This is a genomic window from Mesorhizobium sp. M1328 (assembly GCF_040318075.1).
Classification (GTDB): domain Bacteria; phylum Pseudomonadota; class Alphaproteobacteria; order Rhizobiales; family Rhizobiaceae; genus Mesorhizobium.
On record NZ_JAMYLO010000022.1, the window covers coordinates 30,690 to 48,160 of the forward strand.

The window sequence follows — 17,471 nt, forward strand, 5'->3', positions numbered from 1 at the left end:
GGCGGTTCAGCGCGGCCATTTCAAGCCTTATCGCCACACGTCGCCGTTCGGACTGAGCCGACTGCCCCGGCTTTGGGAAAGCCATGTCGAATTCGAGCGCGATGACCCCGCGGAACGGACAAACTCGTGTGATCCGTAGCGTGGAACAAACCCGCCGCCCTTGCGGTTGACTTGGCAACAACCTTCCGATTTACACCGGACCACAAATTCCGGACAGCGCGGACCGTTTTCCCATGCTCGAAAAGACCTACGACGCCAAAGCCGTCGAGCCGAAGATTGCCAGGATCTGGGAAGAGGCCGACGCGTTTCGGGCCGGGGCCGGGGCCGAGGAGGGGGCTGAAGCCTTCACCATCGTCATCCCGCCGCCGAACGTCACCGGCTCGCTGCATATGGGCCACGCGCTCAACAACACGCTGCAGGACATTCTGGTGCGCTTCGAGCGCATGCGCGGCAAGAACGTCTTGTGGCAGCCGGGCATGGATCATGCCGGCATCGCCACGCAGATGGTGGTCGAGCGCCAGCTGATGGAAAAGCAGATCCACCGCCGCGACCTGACGCGCGATGAGTTCATCGACAAGGTCTGGGAGTGGAAGGCCGAGTCCGGCGGCGCCATCCTCAACCAGCTGAAGCGGCTCGGAGCCTCGGCCGACTGGAGCCGGGAGCGCTTCACTATGGACGAAGGCCTGTCCAAGGCCGTGCTCGAAGTGTTCGTGACGCTCTACAAGGAAGGGCTGATCTACAAGGACAAGCGCCTTGTGAACTGGGACCCGAAGCTGTTGACCGCCATCTCGGATCTCGAGGTCGAGCAGCAGGAAGTCAACGGCAATCTGTGGCACTTCCGCTATCCGGTCGCGGGCGTGACCTTCGATCCGGAGAATCCGAAGACCTTCATCACCGTTGCGACGACCCGCCCGGAGACGATGCTGGGCGATACGGCTGTAGCAGTCCACCCCGACGACGAACGTTTCCGGCATCTTGTCGGCAAGAACCTCATCCTGCCGATCGTCGGCCGCAAGATCCCGGTGGTGGCGGACGAGTATTCCGATCCCGAAAAAGGCAGCGGTGCGGTCAAGATCACGCCGGCGCATGACTTCAACGATTTCGAGGTCGGCAAGCGCCACCGGCTGCCGGCGGTCAACATCCTCACCGTCAATGCGGCGGTGAGCCTCAAGGACAATGAGGACTTTCTCGCCGGACTGGAAGTGACGCCGGAGCGCCAGGCCGTCTGGGACAGCCTGGACGGCCTCGACCGTTTCGATGCGCGCAGGAAGATCGTCGAGCTGATGGAGGCGGGCGGCTTTCTCGAGAAGGTCGAGCCGCATCGCCACACTGTCCCGCACGGCGACCGTGGCGGCGTGCCGATCGAGCCGTTTCTGACCGACCAGTGGTATGTCAATGCGGCGGAACTGGCCAAGCCGGCGATCGCCTCGGTGCGCGAGAGCCGTACCAATTTCGTGCCCAAAAACTGGGAAAAGACCTATTTCGACTGGATGGAGAACATCCAGCCCTGGTGCATTTCGCGCCAGCTCTGGTGGGGCCACCAGATCCCTGCCTGGTACGGCCCGGACGGGCATGTCTTTGTCGAAAAGACCGAGGAAGAAGCGCTCGGTGCCGCCGTCGAATATTATCTGGCGCTGGAAGGGCCGTGGAAGGCCTGGGTCGAGGACAAGCTCGAGAATTTCCAGCCTGGCGAGATCCTGACCCGCGACGAGGACGTGCTCGATACATGGTTCTCGTCGGCGCTGTGGCCGTTCTCGACGCTCGGCTGGCCGGACCAGACGCCGGAGCTGAAGACCTATTACCCGACCGACGTGCTGGTCACCGGTTTCGACATCATCTTCTTCTGGGTCGCCCGCATGATGATGATGGGCCTGCATTTCATGGACCAGGAGCCGTTCCACACGGTCTATGTCCATGCGCTGGTTCGCGACAAGAACGGGCAGAAGATGTCGAAGTCGAAAGGCAACGTCATCGATCCGCTCGAGCTCATCGACGAATATGGCGCCGATGCGCTGCGCTTCACCTTGACGGTGATGGCAGCGCAAGGGCGCGACGTTAAGCTCGATCCGGCCCGCATTGCCGGTTACCGCAATTTCGGCACCAAGCTGTGGAACGCGACGCGTTTTGCCGAGATGAACGAAGTGGCGCGCGACGACGATTTCTGGCTGCAGGACGCCAAGCTCGCGGTCAATCGCTGGATCCTGACGGAGCTGACGCGAGCCGCGCGAGACATAACCGACGGTATCACCTCATACCGCTTCAACGAGGCGGCGGGCGCCGCCTACCGGTTCGTCTGGAACCAATTCTGCGACTGGTACCTGGAACTGCTGAAGCCGGTGTTCATGGGCGCCGACGAGGCCGCCAAGGCCGAGAGCAGGGCATGCGTCGCCTTCGTGCTGGACGAGATCTATAAGCTGCTGCATCCGATGATGCCGTTCATGACCGAGGAACTGTGGGCCGAAACCGCCGGCGAGGGCAGGCAACGGCCGTCGCTGCTTTGTCATGCGGCTTGGCCGTCGCCCGATTTCGAGGACGAGGAGGCCGCCGCCGATATCAACTGGCTGGTCGATCTCGTCTCCGGCATCCGCTCGGTGCGTTCGGAAATGAACGTGCCGCCGGCGGCGATAGCTCCCCTGATGGTGATCGGTGCCAATGACACGACACACGAAAGGCTGGAGCGCCAGGCATCGGCAATCAAGCGGCTGGCGCGGGTCGGCGACATCTCGCTGGTCGATGCGGCACCCAAGGGCTCCGCGCAGATCGTGCTTAACGAAGCGACCATCTGCCTGCCGCTCGGCAGCCTGATCGACCTTGCCGCGGAGGCAGCGCGCCTGCAGAAGGAACTTGCCAAGGTGACCGAGGAAATAGCGCGGCTCTACAAGAAGCTGTCCAACGAGAAATTCGTCGCCAACGCGCCGGAAGAGGTGGTGGAGGCCGAGCGCGAAAAACTCGCCGAATATCGCGAGGCGCAAGAGAAGCTTTCGGTGGCATTGACGCGGGTACGCGAGGCCGGCTGATCAAACAAATTGGGCCGGCTGGCCGGGATAGATTCGCCGGTCACGAATCTGCTTTCCAGATAGGCCGCCTGCCACGAAAACAGGCATTCCGCAGCGTAAATCTTGAGGCAAACTGATGTTTTTGCCCCATTGTTGCCGTAATGTAACAATGGCTGACTGGGCACTCAAAATGCACTGTTCTGTAGTGATTTGGGCGGTTTTCCCGAGTTTTCTCGTCGATTTGTATTGAGGCGGCCATTTTCCCGTCTCGGGAAGAAGGCCGACACCTTGTCGGAAATGCGTTCAGCCAAGGTGTACATGTACGCACGGCGAATTCGTTGTTGCGCCGTTAACCTGAATTGGTTCTAGCTTGATGCAAGGATATTTCGGGGAGGAGATTCATGTGTTATTCGCGTCTGAAAGTGCTGCTGGGCGCGGGGGCTTTTTCGCTGGCTTTGGCTGGGACGGTGCAAGCCGGGGGCTTTGACCGGGGCGGCGTCAACATCGACCAGCTGTTCGACGCGGCGCCATATTCGTTCGATGCGGGCGTCACCTATGTTTCGCCGCAGCGCAAACTCAAGAATGTGCAGCGCCTCGACGGCTCGGGTTTGTCGACATCGGCGGTGGACGTTGGTGGCGACTATGCGGTGCCGCATGTCGGCATCAAGGCCAACATCTTTGAGCCCGTAGACTGTCTTGCCACCTATACGAGACCGTATGGTGCGGACGCAAATTTCGGCATGAACAACGCCTATTCACCGACAGCGGTCAAATACGCCGTCGACACAGACGATTTCGGTCTCACCTGCTCTTACAAGGTGAACGTCGGCAAGGGCTCCATACGATTCATCGGCGGCGTCTCCTACCAGCAGGTCGACGCGTTTCTGTCCCGCCAGACACTGCTCGCCTTCGGCAATACCGGCCTCGGCGTATTCAAGCTATCCGACGAGGCGTGGGGTTGGCGTGCGGGCGCAGCCTATGAGATCCCCGAGATCGCTCTGCGCGCCAGCCTGATGTACTCTTCCAGCTACAAATATGACGGGCTGTCGGGAACGGTCGACACGACCGGCTTCAGGGGCGCCTTTCCAGCGGATCTGGTTCCTGGCTCCACCGGGGTGTACCCAGTCTCGGCGTCGGCTGAGATACCTCAGGCTCTGGAATTCAAGCTGCAGAGCGGTATAGCTCCTGGCTGGCTGGCCTTCGGTTCCATCCGCTGGCAGGAGTGGAGCAAGCTTGGCGTCATTGCCATCAATGGCGTACGCAGTCCGGTGACCGGTGCTCCCTCGCCCGTTTCATTCGACCTGCTTTATCGCGACGGCTGGACGGTCACGGGCGGTATCGGTCACAAGTTCACCGATCAATTGTCGGGCGTGGTTTCGCTGACCTGGGATCGCGGCACCTCGACGACCTCGGGCTATCAGTCGGATACCTGGGCCGTTGCCAGCGGCGTCTCCTATTCGCCGAACGACCAGGTCGAGGTCAGGCTCGGCGGCTCGATCGGTGTGCTGACGAGCGGGTCATCGACTTTCAGCGGTGTCGGCGACGTGGCAAATGCCGTCACCTATACCTACGGCAACGACCTGCTTCTCGCCGGTTCGGCTTCCGTCAAGATCAAGTTCTAACTACAGATTTTTAAACGACAAAACGGCCGGGCGTTGCCCGGCCGTTTTGTTCGGTGCATCATCCGGCGTTCGGCCAGCGCAACAATTGGCCCATGATGTTCGCTCCGATAATTGTGACGTTTTGGCAACAGTTTCTGAACAACCCTCGCGCCACCCGGCCGCCCGGGAACATTGCCTATTTCCCGCCATAAACCCGGCGCACCTCAAACTTGTCTCGGGACACGCGCCAAAAGGCTAGGCGAAGAGGCAGGCCGCACCGCCCGCGGCAAGGACGAGTATGGACGCCAGAGGGATCTCCAAGGCCAAGCTGCCGAGCCGCCACGTGACCGTTGGTCCCGAGCGGGCACCGCATCGCTCCTACCTCTATGCGATGGGGCTGTCGGCGGCCGAGATCGCGCAGCCGCTGGTCGGTGTCGCCAGCTGCTGGAACGAAGCAGCACCCTGCAACATCTCGCTGATGCGCCAGGCGCAAGTGGTCAAGAAGGGCGTGGCATCCGCCAATGGCACGCCACGCGAATTCTGCACCATCACCGTCACCGACGGCATCGCCATGGGCCATCAGGGCATGAAGTCGTCGCTGGTGTCGCGCGAGGTCATCGCCGACTCGGTCGAGCTCACGATGCGCGGCCATTGCTACGATGCGTTGGTCGGATTGGCCGGTTGCGACAAGTCGCTGCCCGGCATGATGATGGCCATGGTGCGCCTCAACGTACCGTCGATCTTCATCTATGGCGGCTCGATCCTGCCCGGCAGCTACCGTGGCCGGCAGATCACTGTACAGGACGTGTTCGAGGCGGTGGGCCAGCATTCGGTCGGCACCATCAGCGACGCCGAGCTGCTCGAGATCGAGCAAGCCGCCTGTCCGTCTGCCGGCTCCTGCGGCGCCCAGTTCACCGCCAATACCATGGCCACCGTCGCTGAGGCGATCGGCCTGGCGCTGCCCTATTCCTGCGGCGCGCCGGCACCCTACGAGATGCGCGACCGCTTCAATTTCGCTTCCGGCGAAAAGATCATGGAGCTGATCGCAAGGAACATCCGCCCGCGCGACATCGTTACTATAGAAGCGTTGGAAAATGCCGCGACCGTGGTCTCGGCCACCGGCGGCTCGACCAACGCGGCGCTGCATCTGCCGGCGATCGCGCACGAGGCCGGGATAAAGTTCGATCTTTTCGACGTGGCCAGGATATTCGAGAAAACACCCTATATCGCCGACCTCAAGCCGGGCGGCAAATACGTCGCCAAGGACATGTTCGAGGCCGGCGGCATTCCGCTCTTGATGAAGACGCTGCTCGACCATGGCTATCTTCATGGCGATTGCCTGACGGTGACCGGCCGCACTTTGGCCGAAAATATGGAACATGTTTCCTGGAATGACAGTCAGGATGTGGTCCGTCCCGCCAACAGGCCGATTACCCAGACCGGCGGGGTCGTGGGCTTGAAGGGTAACCTTGCCCCCGAAGGCGCGATCGTGAAGGTCGCTGGTATGGCGGAACTGAAATTCTCGGGTCCGGCGCGCTGCTTCGATTCGGAAGAGGAATGTTTCGAAGCGGTTACACATCGCAACTACAGGGAAGGCGAGGTTCTCGTCATCCGTTACGAGGGTCCGCGCGGCGGCCCGGGCATGCGCGAAATGCTGTCGACGACGGCGGCTCTCTACGGCCAGGGCATGGGCGGCAAGGTGGCGCTCATCACCGACGGGCGTTTTTCGGGCGCAACGCGCGGTTTCTGCATCGGCCATGTCGGGCCGGAAGCGGCAGTGGGCGGCCCGATCGGGCTGCTTAGGGATGGCGACTTGATCTCGATCGATGCGGTGAACGGCACGATCGAGGTTGCATTGTCCAAAGCCGAACTGGCGGCGAGGGCAAAAGCATGGAAGGCGCGCACGACCGATTATCAGTCGGGCGCGATCTGGAAATACGCACAGACGGTCGGATCTGCCCGCGACGGCGCGGTCACCCATCCCGGCGGTGCCAAAGAAACACACTGCTATGCGGACATCTGAGTTGTTGAGGTCGTCTGTCCTTTCGGCACTGGTTGCGCTCGCCACTTTTGGCGCGACCTTGGGCGCCGTCGGCCAGGCCATGGCTTTCGACGACAAGGTATTCGACGACAAGACCGGCGTGAAGCCGCAGTCGAGCCCTTGGGCGGTGTTCCAGTTCGGCTTTTCCGCCTACAAGAACGGCCATAAGGAGCAGGCCGCGGAAGCGTATAAATATGCCGCCGAGAACGGCCAGATCGGCGCCACCTGGAAGCTTGCGCGCATGTATGCGGAAGGCGACGGCGTGGCGCGAGACGACTACGCGGCGTTCAAGTTCTTTAGCGAGATCGTCGACCAGGATGTCGAGCCCGGTTCGCCCGAGGAAAGCTATGTTTCGGACGCGCTGGTGGCGCTTGGCGACTATCTGAGGAAAGGCATTCCCGGCAGCCCCGTCGAGGAGAACGAGGTGGCGGCCCAGGAATATTACATGCGTGCCGCCGCCAACTACCGCAACCCGAACGCCCAGTTCGAGATGGGCCAGATGTTCCTCAAGGGTGAGGGCGGCGTCAAGGCCAGCGTCAAGCAGGCCGGACGCTGGTTCCAGCTGGCGGCCGAAAAGGGCCACGCGGGCGCGCAGGCGACGCTCGGCAACCTGCTTTTCCAAAGCGGCAAGATCGTGCGGGGGCTGGCGATGATGACCGCGGCGCTCGAACGGGCCTCACCCGCCGACCAGCCATGGATCCGCGGCATGCAGGAAGAAGCGTTTGCGGCCGCCGGCGAAGCCGACCGCCGCACCGCGATCTCGCTGGCCGACGACATCCTCACCAAGGGTGGCGGCGACCAATAGGTCGGCGGGATTGTAGATTTAAATCAATTCGCGGTCGGTTCCGCCGGCACGCCGCCGGGCGCCGGTGTTGAGATCGGCGTGCCCTGCAGATGTGGGGCCAGTGTGTCCTCCGGGCAGCCGTCGCGGAGCTTTGTCCAGGACGTGTTGTTGAGCACCATGTCGCAACGGGCGAGATGGCTCCCGCCTGCAACCGTCAGGCAGGCGACCCGGCCGATCTGGAATGATTTGCCGTTGGCAAGGCATTCTGCATCGGCAAAAGCCGGCGTCGCTACCGCCATCGCAAGCGCGCAGCCGATCGGGCAGAATGCAAATCGAGTAGTCATGGGAACCCCAGCCACCATGATGATTTCCCATCAAGCGCGCGATTTGTGGCGATAAGAGGTCAACTTATCAATGTGCCGCCGGACAGCAGCTCCGGTCAGGCCGGCTGCAGCGCCAGATCGATCGCCACCGGTACGTGGTCGGAGGGCTTTTCCCAGGCGCGCACCTGTTTTTCGATCGAGGCCGAGGAAAACCAGTTGGCGGCCTCGGGCGACAAAAGCAGGTGGTCGATGCGGATGCCGTTGTTCTTCTGCCAGGCGCCGGCCTGATAGTCCCAGAACGTAAAGACGTCCGGGGCGTCGCTGACGGCACGCACGGCTTCGGTGAAGCCGAGATTCTTCAGCCGCCGGAACGCCTGCCGCGTCGCGGGTTGGAACAGCGCATCGCTTAGCCAGTTTTCCGGATATTTCGCGTCGATAGGCTCCGGAATGACATTGTAGTCGCCGGCCAGAACCAGCGGCTCTTCCAGTGCAAGCCGCTCCTCGGCCCAGCGCTCCAGCCGCGCCATCCAGGAAAGCTTGTAGGAGAACTTCTTCTCGTCGTCGATCGGGTTGCCGTTCGGCAGATAGATCGAGGCAACGCGCAAGGCGCCCTTGTCGGTCGAGAACACGCCTTCGATGAAACGCGCCTGCTCGTCGGCATCGTCGCCCGGCAAGCCGCGATTGACCTCGTCGAAACGCAGCTTCGACAGGATGGCGACGCCGTTGAAGCCTTTTTGGCCGTAAGTCTCGACATTGTAGCCGAGCGCCTCGATCTCGGCGCGAGGAAACTGCTCGTCGACGGTCTTGATCTCCTGCAGGCAGGCGATGTCTGGCGCGCTTTCCGTCAGCCAATGGGTCAAATTGCCGATGCGGGCGCGAACGCCGTTGATGTTCCAGGTGACGATTTTCATGACGGCCTCGATAGGCTGGTGGTCCGGAGACTAGCGATCCGGCGGGTGACGTTCGACAAGGCCGATCGTATTGCCTGCCGGGTCCTTTAGGAAGGCCATCCATTCGCTTTCCCCCGCCTGGCCGAACAGGCCTTCGGTGTCGCGATGGACGAGCGCCGGCGGCGCGGTGAAGGGGACGCCGGCGGCCTTTGCCGAAGCGTGGAACTCTTCGAGGCCCGAGATGTCGAGATAGACGGTGCCAGCCGGCAGGCCGTCGGTGAAAAGCAGGCGCACGTCACCTGCCATGATGAAGGCGATGCCTGGAGGATCGAAACGCGCATGCAGGCTCATGCCGAGCACCTCGCGCCAGAACGCCAGCGTTGCGTCGAGGTCGCGTCCGGCGGAAAGCGCGACCTGACGGACCGCGCCGATGTCGGGCATTTCTAGATCGAGAAGCTGGTGCCGCAGCCGCAGGAGGCGACCGCATTGGGGTTTCTGATCTGGAACGACTGGCCCATCAGATCGTCGACGAAATCGATCACCGAGCCGCCCATATAGACCAGCGACAGGTCGTCGATCAGCACGGTGGCGCCGTCCTTTTCGATGGCGACGTCGTCGTCATTGCGCCTGTCGACCAGATCGAACTTGTAGGAGAAGCCGGAACAGCCGCCGCCCTCGACCGAAACGCGCAGGGCCGTCTTATCGGCTTCGCTCGCAACAATCTTGGCGATCCGCCTGGCGGCGGCGTCGGTCATCTCGACTTTCATGGCGGTCTTGGCATCAGCGCCCATGGGCGTCACCTTGCTTTCGGTTTTGTATGATAGGTATGAAGCGCGACGGGGCAAGTCAACTGCGGCATACGCTATGACCAACGAGTTGGGCGACATCGGATTCGGCTATCGGCCGCGCGCGGCCTATGCCAGCGACCCGGCGAAATCGCGCGGGCGGCTGTTCGACGAGGTGGAAAGCCCGACGCGCACGCCGTTCCAGCGCGACCGCGACCGCATCATCCATTCGACGGCGTTCCGCCGGCTGAAGCACAAGACGCAAGTGTTCGTCGCACATGAAGGCGACCATTACCGCACAAGGCTGACGCATTCGATCGAGGTGGCGCAAATTGCACGCGCTCTGGCGCGGGCGCTGCGCGGCGACGAGGACCTGGCCGAGGCGGTGGCCCTGGTGCACGACTTCGGCCACACGCCCTTCGGCCATACCGGCGAGGACGCGCTGAACGATAAGATGGCCGCCTGGGGCGGCTTCGACCACAATGCACAATCGCTGCGCGTGGTGACGCGGCTGGAGCGGCGCTATGCCGAGTTCGACGGGCTGAACCTCACCTGGGAAACGCTGGAGGGGCTGGTCAAGCACAATGGCCCGCTGACCGATGCCAAAGGGAAAGGGCTGAAGGGGCCGGTGCCGCAGGCAATCCGCGACTATTCCGAACTGCACGACCTCGAACTCGACCGCTTCGCCGGTATCGAGGCCCAGTGCGCGGCGATTGCCGACGACATCGCCTACAACACCCACGACATCGATGACGGCTTGAGGGCAGGGCTGTTGACGCTGGATATGCTGGAGGATGTCTCGCTGCCGGGGTCGATCCTCAAGGGCGTGCGTGAGCGCTATCCGGCGCTCGATGACGTACGCACCAGCCACGAGCTGATGCGCCGGCAGATCACCATCATGGTCGAGGACGTGATCGTCTCGACGACGGCCAATCTGGCGCGCATCAAACCCGGCAGCGCCGAAGCGGTAAGGGCGGCCGGCGAGACGATGGTGAGCTTCTCCGCCGAAACGGCCGCATCGGAAAAGGAGCTGAAGGCCTTTCTTTACAAGCACCTCTACCGGCACGCGGAGGTCATGCGGGTGCGCGCCGATGCCGACCAGATCGTCAGGGACCTGTTCGACGTTTATTTCGCCGATCCGCGCGCCATGCCGGATGGCTGGCGCGAAGGGCTCGACCGGGCAGAGGACCGCGTCAAGGCGCGCAGTGTTGCCGATTTCCTGGCCGGCATGACGGACACTTATGCGCTCAAGGAACACAGGCGTTTGTTTGACCATACGCCGGATTTGAGCTAGGGCGGGCTCGATTTGCCGGCCAACGCGCCGGATCCCTGCAAAACCGTCAGAGCCATAGCAATGAACATCTTCGCCGATTTCAACGCGCGAATCATAAAGGCCGTCGAAGCGCTTGATTTGAAAGACAAGGATGGCGTGTCGCCGGACCTGTCGCGCATCGCTGTCGAGCCGCCGCGCGATGCCAGCCATGGCGACCTCGCGACCAACGCAGCCATGGTGTTGGCCAAGCCGACCGGCCAGAACCCGCGTGCGCTGGCCGAAAGGCTGGCCGAGGCGCTGCGCGCCGACGAGGATATCGCGGCCGCCGAGATCGCCGGCCCGGGCTTTGTCAATCTCAGGCTCAAGGACGGCTTCTGGCAGGCGCATCTGACGGCGCTGCTCGGCGAAGGCCGCAACTACGGCCGCTCGACGGTCGGCGGCGGCAAGAAAACCAATGTCGAATATGTCTCGGCCAACCCGACCGGCCCGATGCATGTCGGGCATTGCCGGGGTGCCGTGGTCGGCGACGCGCTCGCCAATCTGATGGCCTTCGCCGGTTACGACGTGACCAAGGAATACGTCATCAACGATGCCGGTTCGCAAATCGATGTGCTCGGACGCTCGGTCATGCTGCGCTACCGCGAGGCGCTTGGCGATGAGATCGGCGACATTCCGGCCGGGCTTTATCCAGGCGACTATCTGATCCCCGTTGGTCAGGCGCTGGCCAACGAATTCGGCCGCTCCCTGCTGCAGATGCCGGACGAGGAGGCGCTTGCCATCGTCAAGGACAGGACGATCGATGCGATGATGACGATGATCCGCGAGGATCTGGCGCTGCTCAACGTGCATCACGACGTCTTCTTCTCCGAGCGGACGCTGCATGCCAACAATGCGAAGAAGATCCGCTCGGCGATCAGCGACCTGACGCTGAAGGGCCACATCTACAAGGGCAAGCTGCCGCCGCCCAAGGGCGAGAAGCCGGACGACTGGGAGGACCGCGAGCAGACGCTGTTCCGCTCGACCGCAGTCGGCGACGATATGGACCGGGCGCTGGTCAAGTCGGACGGCACCTTCACTTATTTCGCCGCCGACGTCGCTTATCTCAAGGACAAGGTCGATCGCGGCTTCGTCGATCTGATCTATGTGCTTGGCGCCGATCATGGCGGCTATGTGAAACGGCTGGAAGCGCTTGCCCGGGCGATTGCGGGCGACGAGGTCAAGCTAACCGTGCTGCTTTGCCAACTGGTGAGGCTGTTTCGCGCCGGCGAGCCGGTGCGCATGTCGAAGCGGTCCGGCGAGTTCGTGACCTTGCGCGAAGTGGTCGAGGAGGTTGGCCGCGACCCGATCCGCTTCATGATGCTCTATCGCAAGAACGACGCGCCGCTCGACTTCGACTTCGCCAAGGTGACCGAGCAGTCGAAGGACAATCCGGTGTTCTACGTGCAGTACGCCTCGGCGCGCTGCCATTCGGTGTTTCGGCAGGCGAGCGAGCAATTGGGCGAGGCCATGTTCGACCGCAACCAGCTGGCCGCCGAAGTGGCTTTGCTGACCGATGAGGGTGAGATCGGCCTGATCAGGAAACTCGCCGAATATCCGCGGCTGATCGAAGCGGCGGCGCTCGCGCTCGAGCCCCACCGGCTGGCATTTTACCTCTACGAACTCGCTTCCAGCTTCCACGGACACTGGAACCGGGGCACCGATAATCCCGACTTACGTTTTGTTAAGGTTAACGACCGACAATTGACGCATGCCAGACTAGGGCTGGTGCAGGCTGTTTCGGACGTTTTGACGTCCGGCCTGACGCTGATCGGAGCCAATGCGCCCACCGAAATGCGTTAGGTTTGAGTAAAAAACCTGTCACCTTTTGCCCACATTGCGCTGGTAAGGGCCAACCCTACGCGACGTCCATGGCGTCCGAATGAGTGCGAGTTCGGGAACAATAATGGCAGACAGAACCCAGCTGAGAGCAGCCGACCACAACGACATCGCCAACGATGATCCGTTCGCGGAACTGACCAGGATCATGGGGTTCGACCCGCGCCAGCCGGTCAAACCGCAAACCCCGGCCCAGCCGAAAACCGCTGCCGTCGAGCCTCCGGTGGACGAGGGCGATTTCGACATCGATCTCGAGAAGGAGTTGATGGGCGAGTTCGGCGCCGACGCCAATGACAATGCTTCCCCTGCCGAGCTTCGCGAGCCGGCACCCGAACCGGCTACCGCGGATGAAATTGAGGACGCGCTTGCCGCCTCGTTCGAACAGGATTTCGCGTTCGACGACAGTGCGGCGGATGATGCTGCTCCTTTTGCGGCCGCTCCTGTTGCCGCCGACGAAATTGCCTCCGGCCCCGAAAGATCGTTCGCTCCCGCTGTCGAGCCGGAGTTCGACGACGAGTTTCATAACGCCGTCGCCGGCTCGCTCGAAGACGTGTCGCCGTTCGAGGATGACCTTTCGAGTGACGACGAACTTGCCGCCTCGCTCGACCAGGATTTTCGGCTCGACGACGATGTGACGGCCAAGATCGCGGTGACCGGCGAGGATGAACCCAGGGCCGCAGCCGAGGCTATCGAGCCGGTCGAAGGGCCCGCCTTCGACGATGAGTTCGACAACGCCGTGGCAAGTTCGCTCGAAGATGAGCTGATGTTTGAAGAGCATGAGCCGATGGAGCAGACCGTCGCCGTTGAAACCGCGGCGCAAGCCGCCGCGCCTGCGTTCGATGACGAGTTCGACGATGCCGTTGCAAGCTCGCTCGAAGACGAGCTGATGTTCGACGAACATGAGCCGGCGGTCGCCGCCCCGGCATCGCCGGCTGAGGCGGTTTCGGCCGATGAGGATCTTGCCGGCCATTTCGATGATGCCATGGCCGATGTCGACATGGACTTCGACGTTCGCCCGAACGAGCCTGCCGAAATCGAAGAACCAGCGTTTATCGAAGAGCTGTCGATCGAAGAGCCAGAGGCCGCCCGGCTTTCCGGCACGGCCGCCGAAGCGGCGTTCGACGACGATTTCGATCTGAGCTTCGACGATGCGCCTGCCGAGGACGCCGAAGAGCCGGTGGCGCAGGTCGTTGCAGCCGAACCAGCGGCGCCGGCCGCCGCTGTCGTCCCGACGGCCCCAGTGGCTGAGGAACGCAGCCTGGAGGACGAGCTGAACGCGCTGCTGGGTGCGATGAGCACACGACCGGCACAAACGGTCAACGAACCTCAGACAAGCCAGCAGTCTGCCCAGCAGCCTGCCCAGAAGCCCGTTATGGTTGCTCAGCAGCCCGTCGCGCCGGTAATTCAGAAGCCAGCAGTGGCTGCTGAACAGCCCATGGGTGCGGCTGAAGACGTCACCAACGAACCGGTGCATCCTGTCGACGAGCTGGATTGGGAACTCGACGAGCACGAGCCCGCTGAGCCGCAGCAGTCCAGTGCCGCCGATGACGCCGATCTTGGCAGTGTCCTCCTCGATGAGCTTGAAGGCGAGGATTTCGGTGTTGAAGCCGCTGCCGGACCTGCGGATGATTTAGACAACGATGCGCTCGATGCCGACTTCGCCAGGAATATCGGCCTGGATCATGACTCGGCCGACAAGAGTGCCGCAGCTGCTTCCGAAGAAGATCCGCTCGATGCGCTGAACTGGCTGACGACACGCGCCACACCGCCCGAGCCGGCCCGCTCGTGGAGCCGCGTGACGCCCGTCGCACAGCCTCAGCCCGCTTTTGCAAGCCAGCCGGTCGCTTCGGCGCGTCCGGCACCGCCGCAGCCGGCTGCAACGCCGTCCAATCGGGCCGCACCGGTCGAAGAGAGGCCGTCCTATGAAGATCGGCCCGCCTACACGGAAGCTGCACCAACCTCGCATCAACAGCCTTCCGCATATGACGAGATGCCCGATGTCGAGACGGTCGACGTGCCCGAGCGCGTCGTGGCGCTGGCGGACGATCTCGACATTCCGGAGCTCAACTTCGACGATGACGAGCCGGTGGCGCCCGCCTACGACGATCTTGATGCCGATTTTGCCAGCCTTCTCACCGAAATGAATGCCACGGATATAGCGCCCGCCCCGGTGCGCAGTGCTGGCTACGACGATGAATACGATGCCGGCTTCGCGTCTGGCTATAAGCAGGATCGCGGCGAGACGCGCGCCTATGGCGCCAAGCCTGCGGAAGCCCCCGTCAGCGCGGCGGCCGCTTCCTATGCCGATGCAGCGGACGGTTTCGATCTGGCCCCATTGCCCAGTGGCCAGCCGGTTTCGCAGGCCGACGATTTCACCTTCGATGAGCTCGATTACGATCCCGAACTGGACGAGGAGATGTCGGTTCCGGGTCTTGCCGAACGCGGGGCCGAAAGGCAGCCGCGCAGGCGCGGGCTGCTGATAGGAGCGGTGGTTGGCGCGGTGGCGATCGCCGGAGGCCTTGGCGCCTTTGCGTTGACCCACGGCGGCAAGAGCGGCAGCGATGCGCCGGTTATCGTCAAGGCGGACAACAGGCCGATCAAGATCAAGCCGGAAAATCCAGGCGGCACCGTCGTGCCGAACCAGGACAACAAGGTTTATGACGCTGTGGTCAAGGGCGCCAAGCCCGCCGAGCCCGTTCAGCAGAAGCTGGTCACCAACACCGAAGAGCCTGTGGACCTGAAGGCCAACGAACCGGAGAGCCGCGTCGTCGATCTTTCGCCCAATGACCCCGATGCCGCAGACGATATCGACGCGCCCGGCACCGTGGCGTCCGACACCGACGCGTCTGGCACCAACGTGCCTGACACCAACGCGTCTGACCCCAGCGCGCTTGGCGCCAATGCAGCTGGCGCTTCCGAAACCGCCGCCGCACCGGCGCCCAAGTCCGAGGATCGCATCGCGCAGGTCCTGCAGGAGGCCGAGAAGGGTGCAAACCCCGAGATCGTCGCCGTTGCGCCGCGCAAGGTACGGACCATGGTCGTGAAACCTGACGGCTCGCTGGTGGCGCGCGAAGATCCGGCGCCTGCCGCCCCGCAGATGGCTGCTGCCGAGCCGGCCGATCCGGCGCCGCAGCACGTGGCTCCGGCGGGCCAGGCCGACGCCGCCGCGCAGACCGGCACCGTGCCCCTGATCGACCAAATGACAAGTGATCCGAAGATTGGCGATCAGAAGATTGGTGACCAGCCGAGTGGCGACCAGCCGAGTGGCGATCAGGCCGAAACCACCAAGCTGCAGCCGGCGCCCAAGCCCGACACAAAGGCTGAAGCCAAGGCCCAGCCGTCAGCCAGCAAGCAGTCCGCCAGCACCCCGGCCACGGTTCCAGTGGCGCCGCAGCGTCCGTCCGACCAGCCGGTCGACGTGGTCGGCGAGGTCAAGCCCGATCAGGTTGCTTCCATCGATCCGGCTGCGGCCGGCGCTGGTTCGTGGTCGATACAGATCGCTTCGCAGCCGACAGTCGAAAGCGCCCAGGCGACTTACCAGGATCTGCAACGCCGCTACGGCAGCGTGCTTTCCGGCCGCACCGCCAACATCGTCAAGGCCGAGATTGCCGGCAAGGGCACCTTCTACCGCGTCCGCGTTCCGGCGCAGTCTCGCAACGAGGCGATCAAACTGTGCACCAGCTACAAGGCTGCCGGCGGCAATTGCTTCGTGTCCCACTAGCGGCACCAAAGCCCCCTCGAAAAGCCGGCGCTCGCGCCGGCTTTTTGCGTAAACGGAAACCTTTGGAGGCAATTGCGGGCGATTCCCTTTGTCGGCGCGAAGCTCTAAACTGTTCCGCATGACCGAATCAAAATCCATGATCCTCGGCTGCGCCGGGAAATCACTGACCCGCGACGAGATCCGTTTCTACCGCAACGAATGCCCGTGGGGCTTCATCCTGTTTGCGCGCAATATCGGCGAGACCGAGCAGATCCGCGATCTGGTCGCCGCCATGCGCGACTGCGTCGGGCGTGCGGATGCGCCCGTATTCATCGACCAGGAGGGCGGTCGGGTGCAGCGCCTGCGGCCGCCGCTGGCGCCGAACTATCCGGCTGCCGGCGCACTCGGTGTCTTGTGGCGCGACGATCATGACGCCGGCACCCGTGCCGCCTGGCTGATGGCGCGGCTGCATGCCTTCGATCTGCTGCGCTACGGTATCACGGCGGATTGCCTGCCGGTGCTCGACGTGCCGATCGAGGGCGCCAGCGACGTCATCGGCGCGCGCGCCTATGGCAAGGAGCCGCGCGCCGTCATCGAATTGGGTCGCGCCGCGGCGGAAGGCCTGATGGCGGGCGGCGTGCTGCCGGTGATGAAGCATATTCCCGGCCATGGAAGGGCATTCGCCGACACGCATTTCGAACTGCCGACCGTCGACGCCTCGATCGGCGACTTGCAGCGGCATGATTTTGCCCCGTTCAGGGAGCTCAACCATTTGCCGATGGCGATGACGGCGCATGTCGTCTATAGCGCGATCGACCCGAAGAACCCGGCCACGACATCCGGCAAGGTCATCGAAAAGATCATCCGCGGCGAAATCGGCTTCGACGGTCTGTTGATGAGCGACGATACCTCGATGAAGGCACTTTCTGGGGATTTCCCGTCGAAAGCGGCCGCTATCCTTGCGGCGGGCTGCGATCTGGTCCTTCACTGCAACGGCGTGTTCGAGGAGATGGCCGGCATTGCATCGCGCACGACCGGGCTGGAAGGCAAGTCGTTTGAGCGCGCGGAGCGGGCGCTGACCTATATCAGGAACCGTGACGTGGCGGACGAGACCGAGATTCGGGCCGAATTTGCCAGTTATTTCGACGCGGTGGCCTAGCATCAAAGGAAGCGAAGTGGCGGAAACATTGGACCTGAAGGCCG

At 63.0% G+C, this 17,471-nt stretch carries 12 protein-coding genes; 8 read left to right on the forward strand and 4 right to left on the reverse strand.

The window, feature by feature from the left end; genetic code table 11:
• The first annotated feature begins 233 nt into the window (after positions 1-233).
• The 4 genes from NKH23_RS28285 to NKH23_RS28300 all read left to right on the forward strand — a co-directional run bounded on the left by NKH23_RS28285 (position 234) and on the right by NKH23_RS28300 (position 7,443).
• The gene (locus tag NKH23_RS28285) at positions 234-3,017 is read left to right on the forward strand and encodes a valine--tRNA ligase (protein ID WP_352913403.1); all 2,784 of its coding nucleotides are present in this window, start codon (positions 234-236) and stop codon (positions 3,015-3,017) included.
• 380 nt (positions 3,018-3,397) lie between these two features.
• Positions 3,398-4,618, forward strand: a complete 1,221-nt coding sequence (locus NKH23_RS28290; RefSeq protein WP_352979015.1) for an OmpP1/FadL family transporter — start codon at positions 3,398-3,400, stop codon at positions 4,616-4,618.
• Between the two features lie 277 nt (positions 4,619-4,895).
• Complete coding sequence (gene ilvD, locus NKH23_RS28295) at positions 4,896-6,620, forward strand: dihydroxy-acid dehydratase (RefSeq protein WP_352721656.1); 1,725 nt, start codon at positions 4,896-4,898, stop codon at positions 6,618-6,620.
• Entirely contained in the window at positions 6,607-7,443 is an 837-nt protein-coding gene (locus tag NKH23_RS28300; protein ID WP_023678939.1) for a tetratricopeptide repeat protein, read from the forward strand. Before ilvD ends, NKH23_RS28300 begins: the two co-directional genes overlap by 14 nt.
• Positions 7,444-7,466: 23 nt before the next feature.
• Here NKH23_RS28300 and NKH23_RS28305 read toward each other — a convergent pair whose 3' ends face one another.
• From NKH23_RS28305 to erpA, 4 genes are all read right to left on the reverse strand, one after another.
• On the reverse strand, positions 7,467-7,784 hold the full coding sequence (locus NKH23_RS28305) for a hypothetical protein (RefSeq protein ID WP_352721657.1): 318 nt from the start codon (positions 7,782-7,784) through the stop codon (positions 7,467-7,469).
• A gap of 77 nt (positions 7,785-7,861) precedes the next feature.
• Positions 7,862-8,656: an exodeoxyribonuclease III gene (gene xth, locus NKH23_RS28310; RefSeq protein WP_352721659.1), complete on the reverse strand. Its 795-nt coding sequence runs from the start codon at positions 8,654-8,656 to the stop codon at positions 7,862-7,864.
• Between the two features lie 30 nt (positions 8,657-8,686).
• On the reverse strand, positions 8,687-9,076 hold the full coding sequence (locus NKH23_RS28315) for a VOC family protein (protein ID WP_352666048.1): 390 nt from the start codon (positions 9,074-9,076) through the stop codon (positions 8,687-8,689).
• A 2-nt stretch (positions 9,077-9,078) separates the two neighbouring features.
• Positions 9,079-9,426 carry an iron-sulfur cluster insertion protein ErpA gene (gene erpA, locus NKH23_RS28320; RefSeq protein ID WP_352913405.1) on the reverse strand — a complete coding sequence of 116 codons (348 nt, stop codon included), beginning with the start codon at positions 9,424-9,426 and terminating at the stop codon, positions 9,079-9,081.
• 73 nt (positions 9,427-9,499) lie between these two features.
• Between erpA and NKH23_RS28325 the strand changes: the two genes are divergently transcribed.
• From NKH23_RS28325 to nagZ, 4 genes are all read left to right on the forward strand, one after another.
• Complete coding sequence (locus NKH23_RS28325) at positions 9,500-10,714, forward strand: deoxyguanosinetriphosphate triphosphohydrolase (RefSeq protein WP_352721661.1); 1,215 nt, start codon at positions 9,500-9,502, stop codon at positions 10,712-10,714.
• 60 nt (positions 10,715-10,774) lie between these two features.
• The gene (gene argS / locus NKH23_RS28330) at positions 10,775-12,532 is read left to right on the forward strand and encodes an arginine--tRNA ligase (RefSeq protein ID WP_353026631.1); all 1,758 of its coding nucleotides are present in this window, start codon (positions 10,775-10,777) and stop codon (positions 12,530-12,532) included.
• Between the two features lie 103 nt (positions 12,533-12,635).
• Positions 12,636-16,289, forward strand: a complete 3,654-nt coding sequence (locus NKH23_RS28335) for an SPOR domain-containing protein (RefSeq protein WP_353035935.1) — start codon at positions 12,636-12,638, stop codon at positions 16,287-16,289.
• Between the two features lie 118 nt (positions 16,290-16,407).
• Positions 16,408-17,427 carry a beta-N-acetylhexosaminidase gene (gene nagZ / locus NKH23_RS28340; protein ID WP_353035937.1) on the forward strand — a complete coding sequence of 340 codons (1,020 nt, stop codon included), beginning with the start codon at positions 16,408-16,410 and terminating at the stop codon, positions 17,425-17,427.
• Positions 17,428-17,471: the final 44 nt, after the last annotated feature.